The organism is Leifsonia xyli (assembly GCA_001647635.1).
In the GTDB taxonomy this organism is placed as follows: domain Bacteria; phylum Actinomycetota; class Actinomycetes; order Actinomycetales; family Microbacteriaceae; genus Leifsonia; species Leifsonia xyli_A.
The window spans coordinates 2325233-2337210 of the sequence record CP014761.1; the positions used below are offsets into that span (position 1 = coordinate 2325233).

Annotated in this window: 10 protein-coding genes and 1 pseudogene; 4 read left to right on the top strand and 7 right to left on the bottom strand. The window is 69.5% G+C overall.

Annotated elements, in window-relative coordinates; all coding sequences use genetic code 11:
• Window positions 1-4 precede the first annotated feature (4 nt).
• Both A0130_11440 and A0130_11445 read right to left on the bottom strand, forming a co-directional pair.
• Window positions 5-1390 (bottom strand): oxidoreductase, encoded by a 1386-nt coding sequence (locus A0130_11440; protein ANF32205.1) that lies wholly within the window; start codon window positions 1388-1390, stop codon window positions 5-7.
• A gap of 88 nt (window positions 1391-1478) precedes the next feature.
• Window positions 1479-2773, bottom strand: a pseudogene (locus tag A0130_11445) (Putrescine importer PuuP).
• A 206-nt stretch (window positions 2774-2979) separates the two neighbouring features.
• Between A0130_11445 and A0130_11450 the strand changes: the two are divergent.
• From A0130_11450 to A0130_11460, 3 genes are all read left to right on the top strand, one after another.
• Window positions 2980-3681 (top strand): hypothetical protein, encoded by a 702-nt coding sequence (locus tag A0130_11450; protein ID ANF32206.1) that lies wholly within the window; start codon window positions 2980-2982, stop codon window positions 3679-3681.
• An 82-nt stretch (window positions 3682-3763) separates the two neighbouring features.
• Window positions 3764-4525: a hypothetical protein gene (locus A0130_11455; protein ANF32207.1), complete on the top strand. Its 762-nt coding sequence runs from the start codon at window positions 3764-3766 to the stop codon at window positions 4523-4525.
• A 55-nt stretch (window positions 4526-4580) separates the two neighbouring features.
• The gene (locus tag A0130_11460; GenBank protein ANF32208.1) at window positions 4581-5900 is read left to right on the top strand and encodes a hypothetical protein; all 1320 of its coding nucleotides are present in this window, start codon (window positions 4581-4583) and stop codon (window positions 5898-5900) included.
• Here the strand turns inward: A0130_11460 and A0130_11465 are convergent.
• From A0130_11465 to A0130_11480, 4 genes are all read right to left on the bottom strand, one after another.
• Window positions 5897-6949 carry a ribonuclease BN gene (locus A0130_11465; GenBank protein ID ANF32209.1) on the bottom strand — a complete coding sequence of 351 codons (1053 nt, stop codon included), beginning with the start codon at window positions 6947-6949 and terminating at the stop codon, window positions 5897-5899. The two genes, A0130_11460 and A0130_11465, sit on opposite strands and share 4 nt — an antisense overlap.
• A gap of 78 nt (window positions 6950-7027) precedes the next feature.
• Window positions 7028-7606 carry a hypothetical protein gene (locus tag A0130_11470; GenBank protein ID ANF32210.1) on the bottom strand — a complete coding sequence of 193 codons (579 nt, stop codon included), beginning with the start codon at window positions 7604-7606 and terminating at the stop codon, window positions 7028-7030.
• A complete protein-coding gene (locus A0130_11475; protein ANF33408.1) occupies window positions 7603-8007 on the bottom strand; it encodes a hypothetical protein in 405 nt (134 codons plus the stop codon). The genes A0130_11470 and A0130_11475 overlap by 4 nt, the downstream gene beginning before the upstream one ends.
• A 50-nt stretch (window positions 8008-8057) precedes the next feature.
• Window positions 8058-8870, bottom strand: a complete 813-nt coding sequence (locus tag A0130_11480; protein ID ANF32211.1) for a hypothetical protein — start codon at window positions 8868-8870, stop codon at window positions 8058-8060.
• Between the two features lie 158 nt (window positions 8871-9028).
• Here A0130_11480 and A0130_11485 point away from each other — a divergent pair, with 158 nt between their 5' ends.
• Window positions 9029-9961: a hypothetical protein gene (locus tag A0130_11485; GenBank protein ANF33409.1), complete on the top strand. Its 933-nt coding sequence runs from the start codon at window positions 9029-9031 to the stop codon at window positions 9959-9961.
• Window positions 9962-9964: 3 nt separating this feature from the next.
• Here the strand turns inward: A0130_11485 and A0130_11490 are convergent, their stop codons facing one another.
• Window positions 9965-11899, bottom strand: a complete 1935-nt coding sequence (locus A0130_11490; protein ANF32212.1) for a hypothetical protein — start codon at window positions 11897-11899, stop codon at window positions 9965-9967.
• Between the last annotated feature and the right edge of the window lie 79 nt (window positions 11900-11978).

Below are 11978 nucleotides of genomic sequence, written 5' to 3' on the forward strand. Positions count from 1 at the left end.
CTGCTCATGACATGCTCAGTTCTTCTCGGTGGATGAAGCGCTTCGGCATCCGCAGGGCGCGGAGCGACGCCTGAACCCGGTCCGCCATCCCCGCAGGCCCGCAGATGAACGCCTCCCAGTCGTGGACGTCCGGGATCAGGCGGTGGAGGGGCTCAGCGGCGAGCGGGTCGTAGCCCAGCTCGGAACGGCGGCCGACCAGCGGGATGACGGTCACCCCGGGCATGGCCTGCAGCTCGCCGAGCAGCGCCAGGTGCCGCGCCGACCGAGCGCGGTACAGCACGACGGGCTGGGCGCCGCGGCGGACGAGCTCCTCGGCCAGGGCGCGGATCGGCCCGATCCCCGCGCCGCCGGCGACGAGCAGGATGCGCGGCCGGCTCGCACGGTCGGCGGTGAAGCGCCCGAACGGACCCTCCGCGAAGACGAGCGAACCCGGTCGCAGGTGCGGCAGGCGGCTGGAGTGGTCGCCGAGGGCGCCCACGGTGATCCGCAGGTAGCCGTTCGCCGGCACCGCGGAGACGGAGTACGGGTGCGCCGTGCCGAGGTGTCCGCGGCTGAAGAAGCGGAACAGGAGGAAGTTGCCCGCGCGGACGCCGAGCTGGGCCACGCGCGGCCCGGTCAGCCAGACGCTGTTCACGCCTTCGCTCTCGGGCACCACGGCCGCGACGCGCATCCGGCCGCGCCAGGCGTCCATGCCGGGGAGGATGAACCGCCAGGTCAGCACCGCCGCAGCCGTTCCGAGGTAGAGGGCGAGCCACAGGACGCGGTTCACCGGCTGCGAGACGAAGTGCGCACCGCCGCTCAGCTGATGGAGGAACGTGAGGAAGATCGAGACGTAGGTCGTCACGTGCAGCCAGTACCAGACCTCGTACGACAGCTTCGTGCGGATCAGCCGCGCGCTGCTCAGTCCGACCACGAGGAAGGCGATGGTGCCGACCAGCGCGCTGACCATGTCCGGGTAGGAATTCAGGATGGAGACGAACTCCGTCCACGGAGGGTTCCGGTCGGCGAGCTCGCCGCCGATCACCAGGAAGAGCACATGCGCCACGATGAGGAAGAGCACGGACGCGCCGAGCGAGCGGTGCCAGGACACCAGCTTGTCCAGGCCGATCGCGTTCTCGAACCAGGGCACCCGGGCGATCAACAGCACCTGCGCGCACACCAGGAACCCGCCGACCATTCCGGCCAGCTCACCGAATGACGTCAGCGCGTTCGCCGGCGTCGCGGCGTATCCCGCCGGGACGGTGAACCACCACATCCCGAGCACGACCACGACGCCGAGGACGAGCGCCGCGCGCACGGCCAACGCCCCGCCGCTGCGGCGACCGGTCCGGCCGCGGGGCCGGGCGCGCACCTGCGGAGCCGGTGCGGTGGCGCTCAACGTGTGATCCATGCATCTCAGAATGCAGGTGCATTCTTGCGGGATTCTTACGCCGCCTGTGGATGGGCTGAAGGACCCTTATGCCCTTGCCCAGACCGCCTCACACCGCTTTGTTGAAGCCGGTCACCGGCTGGTTCTCGTCGAACGCGGCGACCGGCCGGCGGAAACCGCGCGTCAGGAACAGCAGGTACGCGAACCCGATGACCGCCCAGACGATGCCGCCGATCAGCGCGTCTGCGTGGAGGTTCACCCACAGGATGCCGGTCAGCAGCATCCCGATGCCGGGCAGGACGATGAAGCGCACGACGTCCGCGAACGTGCGTCGGCGCCCCTGGCGGATGGCGAACCAGGCGATGACCGAGATGTTGACGAAGGTGAAGGCGATCAGCGCGCCGAAGTTGATGAAGGCGGAGATCAGCTCGAGCGAGAACGTCGCCGCCAGCAGCGAGATCACGCCGACCAGGATGATGTTGAACGTCGGCGTCTGCGTCTTCCCGTCGATGTGGCCGAAGAAGCGCCGGGGAGCACGTTGTTGCGCCCCATCACCAGGAGCATCCGCGACACCGAGGCGTGCGAGGCCAGCCCGGACGCGAGGGTGGCGGCGAAGCCGGCAGACACGAAGATCGCCTGGAACACCGGGCCGCCGACGATCAGGCCGATCTGCGGCAGCGGGTCGTCGGTGAACTCGCCGAAGGGCGCGTTGGTCGGGAAGCGCAGCTGCGCGAAGTAGGCGGCGACCAGGAAGATCGCTCCGCCGATCAGCACGGTGAGGAGGATGGCGCGCGGCATGACCCGCGGCGTCTTGGCCTCCTCCGCGTACATGGTCACGGCGTCGAAGCCGATGAACGAGAAGCAGACGACCGTCGCGCCCGTGAGGACCGCGCCGAGGGTCACGCCGTCGTGGAAGAACGGTTTGACCGACGCGACCGTGCCGTCGCCGGCGCCGTTCGCCAGCTGTGCGACCACCATCGTCACGAAGACCGCCATGACGACGATGGCGAACACCAGCAGGATCATGTTGACGTTGGAGGTGCCGCGCATCGTGAAGTAGATGAGCGTCGTGACGCCCGCGCAGTACAGCACGACCCAGATCCAGCTGGGGACCGCGGGGAAGACCTGCTCCAGGTACAGCCGGATGATCAGGCAGTTGACCATCGGCAGCAGCACGTAGTCGATGAGCGAGGTCCAGCCGACCATGAAGCCCAGGTTCGGGTGGATCGACTCGCGCACGTAGGTGTACGCCGATCCGGCGCTCGGGATCGCGCCCGCCATCTTGCCGTAGCTGACGGCCGTGAACAGCATGACGACCAGCGCGACGAGGTACGCGGCCGGGACGGCGCCCTTGGTCTCGTCCGACACGATGCCGAAGGTGTCGAAGACGACCGTCGGCGTCATATAGCCGAGGCCGAGCCCCACGATGGCCCAGAGGCCGAGGCTTCGCCGGAGCGAGGCTCCCTTGGTCGCGGATGCGGGCGCGGTCGTCGTCACGGGCTCTCCTTCGTCGCTGTGAGGATGTTCAGAGAACGTTATCCGATTCCGGGCGCCTCCCTTCACCACCGCTGTTCGCCCTGCGATGCTGGGGGAGTCGGAGGGAGACGGCAGTGGACGACAATGCGTTCTTCGAGCGGGCGATCCTCGCACACGCGGCAGGGCCGGACGATGAGGACGCCGTGCGCCGGCTCCAGGAGGAGTTCACCGCCGAGGAGTTCGCGGCCTGGGAGGCGGCGGCGCGTTCCGATCACCCGGTCGTGGTGGCCGTCGAGCACGACGACCTCGCGGACCGGTATCTGGCGGAGTGGGGCGATTTCGGCATCCGCGGGTCGTCGCCCGACTCGTACGACGCCGCCATCGCCGACCTCGCCGGGCACGTGCGCGCGTGGGCGACCGAACTGGGGGAGGACGGGGCGCGCCTGGGCGCGACGCCGGAGCTCTCCGCTCTCGTGACGGAGATCGGCGCCCTGGACGACGACGCGCTGCGCACCTATCTCCTGGTGCGCGTCTCCTTCGATCGCGGCGCGCTCGCGTTCCGCCTTGCGGAGTTCGTCGAGGAGGACGGGACGACCACGCAGCGGGCGGTCCCGTTCGCCGACGGCCAGCCGCCGGCCGAGATCGAGCTGCCCGTGGGCGGGAGGATGAAGCTGTACCAGTCGAGCACGCGCGGCGACCGGGTCGCCTTCTCGCCGGTGGGCGCGGGCCCCAGCATCGCCGACACCCTCCGCCAGGAGGAGCCGACGGGCGACCTGCGCGCGGACTTCCCCCAGCAGGGCTTCGGCCCCGAGGAGCGCGAGTTCCGGACGCGATGAGCGAACAGACGAGCGTGTACACCCGTTGACAGCGGGTCCGCCGTCCGGTTCTATCGCAGGGACCCTTCGGAGGAGGTAGCGGGTGACGACGGCCGAGCTGGACGCGCATGACCTCGCGCACGCGATCGAGACGGAGCGGCTGCGCATCCACGTGCAGCCGCAGATCGACCTCTCCACCGAACGGGTCGTCGCCGTCGAAGGGCTGAGCCGCTGGACGCACCCCGCTCTGGGCCCGATACCGCCCGCGGAGTTCGTGGCGCTGGCCGAGTCGACCGGCCTCATCCACGACCTGGGGCTCTTCGCTCTTCGCGAGTGCTGCCGGATCGGCCGGGACTGGCGCGAGCGCGGGTTCGAACTGGCCGTCGCCGTGAACGTCTCGCCGCTGCAGCTGCAGACCGACCGCTTCTTCGACGAGCTGGAACGCCAGCTCGGCGAATCGGGGCTGGCGCCGGCCGACCTCATCGTCGAGGTGACGGAGGCCGAGAGGATCGCCGACTATGGGACGGTCGCCGGGCGCCTCGACATCATCCAGCAGTGGGGCGTGACCGTCTCCATCGACGACTTCGGATCGGGGCACTCCTCCATCGAGCGAGCGGTCGCCGTTCACGCGCGGGAGTTGAAGATCGACCGCGCGCTCGTGGCGTCCGGCGACTGGGACCAGGTGGCCGACGCCGTCTCGCTCGCCCACGACGGCGGGATGCGCGTTGTGGCCGAAGGCATCGAGACCGAGGAGCAGCTGCAGCGGGTGCGCGAGGCGGGCTGTGACCGGGGGCAGGGCTTCTACATCGCCCGGCCGAGTTCACCAAATGAATTCATTGCCTGGCTGCAATCATTCGTAGGCTAGGTTTATCTGACCACCCGCCATCAGCGGTCCGGCCTCGTGAAGGGAAAGACGAGCGGTGCGCCCCATTACTGCGGACGACCTGCCCTGCGCCCTCGTGGAGTTGGATGCAGAAGGCAGGATCGTCGACTCCAATGAGCTGTTCCGTCAGTGGACGGGACTGTCGCCCGACGAACTGAGCGGGCGGCCGTACGCGTCGTTGCGCCAGCGGATCGTCGGGATCGCCGGCCGCTCCGAGAGCCTTGTTCGTCTGGCGAACATCGACGGCACCTCCCGTCCCGTGATGGCGAGCCGCCGTGAGGTCGAGGGGCGCGACGTCGTCGTCCTCGTCGATGCGACGGAGCGGGCCGAGCATGAGCGCGAGATGCTGCAGTCGCAGGTGCTGCAGGAACGTACCCGCAACCGGCTCCAACTCATCATCGACTCCTCGATCGCCTTCTCGGCGGCCACGACAGAGCAGGAGCTCGTCGACATCCTGGTCACGACGGTCGCGAAGGCGTACCAGGCGGAGCAGGCGGCGGTCTTCCTCCTCGACGACCTCGGGGCCTTCACCCAGGCAGGCGGCAGCAATCCCCTTCTCGCGGTCGAAGACGCCGCCCCCCTCGTCTCGCAGGCGTCGAGCCTGCAGAGCGTGATGACCATCAGCGGCACCACGGCGGCCGACGAGGTCACGCCCGTCCTCGGCCACGCCATGCGCGATGCCGGAGTGGATGCGGTGCTCGTCGCGCCCATCCAGCACGACGACGTGCTGTTCGGCGTCTTCGTCGCGTTCTTCCTGCACCCGCGGCAGTTCGACTCCGAGGCCGCTCCGCTGGCCGACGCGCTCGCCGGACAGGCGGCGCAGGCGATCACGACCCTCCGCCTCCAGCGGCAGCTCGAGCACGCCGCGATGCACGACGAGACCACGGGCCTCCCGAACCGGCGCCGGCTGGAGACGCAGCTGCTCGAGTACACCCGGGCCACGCCCGCGCTCATCGCCACGCTCTTCATCGACCTCGACGGCTTCAAGCGCGTCAACGACAATCTGGGCCACCACGTCGGCGACCTCCTGCTGCGGGAGGTCGGATTCCGCCTGCAGACCACCGTCCGGACCGAGGACCTGGTCGCCCGCTACGGCGGCGACGAGTTCGTCGTCGTCTGCGAGGTGCCCGAGCTCGCCGCCGCCGAAGAGGTGGCGGACCGCATCCGTCAGGCCATCGAGCAGCCCTTCACCGATCTGCCCGACGGCTTCCCGATCAGTGCGAGCATCGGGATGTCCATCGCGCGCACCGAAGACCCGGGCTGGAACCCCGACCGCCTCATTCGCGAGGCCGACCACGCGATGTACGCCGCGAAGAACGCGGGCGGCAACCGCGTGGTCGGCACCTCGGTCGGCTAGTCCCGGTCCGCGCTTTCGCGCACCCTCCGGGACTCGTCGATCAGCTTCTCCTCCTTCTGCTCCGACTTCTCGCTGAGCTTCGTGTCGCGCGGCGGCAGCTGGATAGTCTCCTCGGCCTCCATGCCGGCCTGCAGCTCTCGGCCGCGCTCGGTCTCGGCGTCGATCTCCGCGCCGAAGAGCAGCGCGAGGTTCGCGATCCACACCCAGAGCAGGAAGACGATCACGCCCGCGAGTGGCCCGTACGTCTTCTCGTAGTTGGCGAAGGTGGCGACGTAGAACGCGAAGAGGAAGGTCGCGATCGCCAGCACGACGATCGCGATCACAGCGCCCATGCTGATCCAGCGGAACTTCGGCTGCTTGGAGTTCGGGGTCGCGTAATAGAGCACCGCGATGATGACCACCACGATGATCAGCATCAGCGGCCACTTGGCGATCTCCCACGCGACGCGGACGCCCGAGCCGAGGCCGAGGGCGTTGCCGACAGCCGTGGTCACGGGACCGGTGACGACCAGCATCAGCGCGACGATCGTCACGAGCACCAGCGTGATGACGGTCACCAGCAGCTGCTGCGGCTTCAGCTTCCAGAAGGGCCGGCCCTCGTCGATCTCGTAGATCCGGTTCATGGCTCGCGAGAACGCGCCGACGTAGCCGGAGGCCGACCAGATCGCCAGCACGATGCCGAAGACGAGCGCGAAGCCGGAAGCCGGTGAGTTCACGGCGTTCTGGATGGGACCCTCGAGCAGCTTCGCCGTCGAGCCCGGCGCGACCTGCGTGACGATGCCCATGAGGGCCGTCGTCGCCGACTTGCCCTGACCGAAGACGCCGAGAAGGGAGATCAGTGCGATCAGGCCGGGGAACAGCGACAGGACGCCGTAGTACGTCAGTGACGCCGCGATGTCGGTGCACTTGTCGGTGCTGAACTCGCGGAGGGTGCGCTTGAATACCAGCTTCCACGAGGGCTTGTCGAGATGTTGAGGCTTGTCCGGCTTCCGCCCGTCCTCGGGGGCGGGGGCATCGGCCAGTCGCTTGCTGGCGCCGATATCGCTCATCGGTGGGTCCTTTCTTAATAGGAAAACGCGGCGGAAGGTCCGGGGGGATGGCCTTCCGCCGCGCGTTCGGGGATGCGACTACTGATCGGACTGCAGCCGCTGTCCCGATTCCTTGGCCTCGTCGGCGACGTCGCTCGCGCGGTTCGTGGCCTCCTCCTTGACGGTGGACACCCCCTCCTGCGCGGTCTCCTTGACCGACTGGACGGCCTCCTGGGCGGGCTCCTTCAGGTCGTTCGCGACCTGCTTGCCCACTTCGGCGGCTTCCTGGAGGAGCGGCTGCGCGGCGTCCTTCGCGGATGCGGCCAGCTCCTTCTCCTTGCTGCTCGCCGGGATGAGGGAGGCCACGAGGGCTCCGACGCCGAAGGCGATGAGGCCTACGGCGAGCGGGTTGCCCTGCGCCTTGTTCACCACAGTGCGGCCCGCGTCGGCGACGGTGCTGCCGGCGTCGGCGACGGCGCCGTGCACGTTGCCCGACACGTCGTCTGCGGAGCCCATCACGCGGTCGGTGACGGAATGCCAGGCGCCTTTGACCTTGCGGGCCTGGCGGTCCACGATCTTGCTGGGGGTGACCTTGTCGGCCAGGGCATCCACGTCACCGCTCAGGTTGCGGCGGGTGGCTTCGATTTCGGCGCGGATCACGTCCGGGTCGTCGCTCATCGGTTCTCTCCGTTCGGTTTCAGTGTCGGTGGTATTTCCTTGACCGTCTCGACGGTTTGCGGAGCGCCTTCGACGGTCTTCAGCTGCTTGCGTCCGCGGGTGTACAGGATCAGCGCGACGATGCCCCAGATGATGGCGACGATCACCGCGGACCAGGCGTTGCCCACCAGGTAGCCGAGCGCCCACCACAGGGCGACGGACAGGAAGAACACGGCCATGAGGCCCGCGTATCCCGCACCGCCGAGCAGGCCGGCGCCCTTTCCGGCGCGCGTGACGGTCTGCTTGATTTCGGCCTTGGCGAGTTCCATCTCCTGACGGATCAGCGTAGACAGGTCGCGACTGACCTCACCCAGCAGCTCGCCGAGCGAGCTGCTGGCGGCGCGCTCCTCCGCGGCGTCCACCTGAGGTGCGGCGGCCTCGGCGGCGACCCGCCGGGCACTGGGCTGGTCGGTCATGGCCGGCCTCCGGTGTACCCGGCGCCCGGAAGCGGCGGAACCTCGGTTCCGACGCCGTCGTCGTACAGGTCGTCATCGCCGAGGGCGCTGCCGGTACCTGCGGCGTAGCCGACGCTGCTGCCGGGGTACCCGGCGGTGGTGCCGGTCGTGCCGGTGTGCGGCGTGGTAGTGGTCCCGGAGCCGCTGCTGCCGCTCGAGGAGTCGTCACCGCCGCTGGCGAGCGCACGGGTCAGGCGACCCGCGAGAGCGCCGGCGATGGCGGCCGCGGCGATGAAGGTGCCGGGGTTGCGCCGGGCGTACGACTTCACCTCGTTGAGCAGCGAGCCGGGGTCGCGCTGGTCGAGCCAGCCCGCGACCGAGTGGGCGCGCTGCGCGGCCTGGCGGACCAGGTCGGTGGCAATGCCGCCCTGCTGCGACGAGGAGGCCATCTGGTCGAGCTCGTCGCCGACGGAGTGGAGGCCGCTGGCGACCCGCTCCTGCTGCTGGGCGGCCTGGTCCCGCAGCTCACGCTGCGTCTGGTGGTAGAGGTCTCTGGCCTGGGACTTCGCCTCATCGGCGACGTTCCGGGCCTGCTCCTTCGCGGTGGCCGCGACGTCCTTGCCGGCCTCCTTGGCCGATCCTGCGACGCGGCTCGCCTCGTCCTTGACTCCGCCGCTCTGACCGCCGGCGGAGCCCGTGCTCGTGCCCCCGGTGGTCCCGGCCGTGCCTTCTGGCAGCACCGTCTCCGGCAGACCGGCCTCGGGCTCCAGCGCATCGCGCCTGCTGTCGAAGATCGGTGTGTCCGCGGACTGGTCGTCTGACATGGTCATGACTGACGTTTCCTTTCGGTGGATGTGTCCGGTTGGGATGTGCGGCCCACTGAAGACACCCGGTGGAGGCGGGTCCAGAGATTGACACGGCACTCGCTCGGGGGGTACCCCTGCGCGAGAATGCGCCTTTCCTGCGCTTTGGGGCTAGCGTGTCCGGCATGGACGCTGTCGACTGGCTGCTCGATTCCGACCCCGCTATCCGCTGGCAGGTGCTCCGTGACCTGACCGGCGCGTCGGCCGATGAAGTCGCAGCCGAAAGAGCCCGGATCCCGCGCCAGGGCTGGGGAAGGACCCTGCTGGAGGAGCAGGCCGAGGACGGTCTCTGGGACGGCGGAACCTACCGGCCCGGGTGGATCCCGCCGGAGCGCGACGGCTTCGATGCGTGGAGCGGAACCCACTTCACCCTGCAGCAGCTGGTCGACTTCGGGCTGGATCCGGAGAGCCCGGAGGCACGGACGGCGATCGGCCGGGTCCGTGAAAATGTTCGCTGGGAGCACGCCGGCGAGCCGTACTTCGACGGCGAGACCGAGCCGTGCATCAACGGAGTGACCCTGACCATCGCCTCCTACTTCGGGGAAGGCGGCGACGCGATCGCCCGGACACTGGTCGATTCCCGACTGGGAGACGGCGGCTGGAACTGCTGGGCAGAGTACGGCGCGCGCGTATCGTCCTTTCACTCGACGATCTGCGCGGTGGAAGGACTCCGGGACTGGCAGCGCGCAGGCGGCGACGATCCGCGCGTGGAGGAGGTCGCCCGCGCCGGCGAGGAGTACCTGCTCGAGCGCGGGCTGTACCACCGGCGGTCGGACGGATCGGTGGCCGACCCGCGGATGACGATGCTGTCGTACCCGGTGCGCTGGTACCACGACGTGCTGCGCGGGCTCGAGCACTTCCGCCGGCTGGACCGGCGCGATCCCCGGCTCGCCGAGGCGGTCGAGCTGGTTCGCGGCAAGGCCGACCCCGAGGGGCGCTGGGTGCTCGAGAACCTCCACGAGGGCTCGGTGATCGTCGAGTTCGAGATGGAGGGCTTCCCGAGCCGGTGGATCACCCTCCGGGCGCTGCGCGTGCTGCGCTGGTGGGACGCCGCCTGACGGTCACGGCTTGGTGGCCGTCAGGTCGTCGACCGAGACGGTGACCGGTGTGTTCACGACACCCCCCGATAGATAGCCGGTGACCGCGATGCCGCCCGCCCCCTGGAGCGCGGCGGTGGAATCCGACGCGGAGCGCTGCCAGGCGGACGGTTCGGTCGTGCCGTCGAGCCAGGCCTTGGTCTCGACGAGGGTCGGCGACGTGCCGGTCGTCCGCACGCGGATGTCGAGCTTCGACCCGGCGGCGTACGTCACGTTGGGCACCGCGACCGAGGATTGCACGACCACCTCGTTGCCGCCGTTCTGGTCGACGCGCACGATCTGGATGGTCACCTTGCCCGCGGAGGAGATGATCACCTTCGATGCGTACGCGCCCGCGGTGGCGATGCGGCGTCCTTGGATGGTCAGGTACACGTTGCCCGACGACGGCAGTTTGTCGAGGGCCGTCGAGAGCCGGAGGTCGATGCCCGTCGCGCTGAACCCGGGCAGGCGAGCCGTGCCTCCCGAACCGGTGGGCAGCTGGATGCGGCCCGTGCTGCTCGCGACCGAGTACAGCGTCGAGCTGCCGGAGACCGACCAGGCTCCGCCCACGGGGGCCGAGCCCCATCCGCCGGTCACGGTGCGGTCGAACCCGTCGGAGGCGAGGGTGTCGGGAGGCGGGGGAGGCGCGGTCACGGTGACCACCTTGCTGGTGCCGCCGGTGGCGCCGCCGTCATCCGTCACGGTCAGCCGGGCGGTGTAGCTGCCCGCCGCCGTGTAGGCGTGCGTCGTGGTCGCGCCGGTCGCCGTCGTGCCGTCGCCGAAGTCCCAGGCGTAGGAGGCGATGGTGCCGTCGGGGTCGCTCGACCCGCTGCCGTCGAACGAGCACGTGAGGTCGGTGCACGAGGAGCTGAAGGAGGCGTTCGGCGGCTGGTTCCCGGCGGGAGGCGGACCGATGACGAAGCTGTCGGAGAAGGTGGCGCCTCCGGTGCGCACGAAGTTGGCGTTGAGCTGGGTCGACGTGGCGGTGACGTCGAGCAGACCCCACAGCGGGGCCGTGCTGTTCCCGTAGGCCGCGGCGAAGTAGCCGGCCTCGCTGTCGTTCGGGTTGATGTCGTAGTTCGCATTGCCTCCGGTCCCGACCGTGGCGAAGACGGTGCCCGCGCCCTTGGTCAGGGTGCTGTCGCCGTCCGCCACGCATCCGGCGTTGTACACGCCCGGCGTGATGGACGGGCACGACGCACCGGTCGCCAGCTGAACCGAACGCTGGTAGAGATGTTCGTGGCCGGTCAGCACGAGGTCCACGCGCTTGGACACCAGCAGGTTCAACAGGTCGGAGCCCGGGTCGCACGCGTACTGGCCCATCGTGAGACAGGGCTTGTGCATGCCGACGACGACCCAGGGGACGTTCGCGGCGCGGGCGCCGTCGATCGCGTTCTGGGTCCAGGTGTAGTGGCTGGTGCCGCTCGCGTACGTCCAAGTGCCGTCGGAGAACGGCAGGCCGGGCGAGATCATGATGAAGCGGATGAGCGGCGCGCCTTGCGGCACGTCGACGTAGTACTCGCGCCCGTACGTCCCGACGACGCCCGGCAGCTGGTTGGGCAGGCAGGCGGAGAAGTCGTTGATGTTGCCGTTCTGGCCGTTGCTCTCGTGGTTGCCGGAGAGCAACTCGAACGGGAACCCGGCGCCCACGGTCTGCGTGACGAAGTTGCACCACGCCTGCTCCTGGCCGGTCGTGCCGTACGAGAGATCGCCGAGCGCGAGATTGAGGTCGGGCGCCGCTGTCTTGATACCCGTCAGCACCGACTGCGCCGACGCGCCCGCGGTGTAGTCGCCGGCGGCGGTGAAGTGCACACCGGCCGCGCCGGGCGAGATGCCCTGCACGCTCTGCGGGATCCCGAGCAGCACCACGGCGATGGCCGCGGTGAGTCCGGCAGCAGCAAGGACGCGATGTCTGGTCATCGCCGGCCTCCTCCGGCCCGACCCTCGTCGGGCCTTCCCGGCACAGGCTAGTGGCTCGTCTCGCGGAGCGGGAGTAGAA

Bases quoted from the DNA above. Each gene is read 5' to 3' on its own strand.
- A0130_11440 (ANF32205.1), bottom strand. From the start codon at position 1,390: ATGGATCACACGTTGAGCGCCACCGCACCGGCTCCGCAGGTGCGCGCC.
- A0130_11465 (ANF32209.1), bottom strand. From the start codon at position 6,949: ATGAGCGATATCGGCGCCAGCAAGCGACTGGCCGATGCCCCCGCCCCC.
- A0130_11470 (ANF32210.1), bottom strand. From the start codon at position 7,606: ATGAGCGACGACCCGGACGTGATCCGCGCCGAAATCGAAGCCACCCGC.
- A0130_11480 (ANF32211.1), bottom strand. From the start codon at position 8,870: ATGACCATGTCAGACGACCAGTCCGCGGACACACCGATCTTCGACAGC.
- A0130_11485 (ANF33409.1), top strand. From the start codon at position 9,029: ATGGACGCTGTCGACTGGCTGCTCGATTCCGACCCCGCTATCCGCTGG.
- A0130_11490 (ANF32212.1), bottom strand. From the start codon at position 11,899: ATGACCAGACATCGCGTCCTTGCTGCTGCCGGACTCACCGCGGCCATC.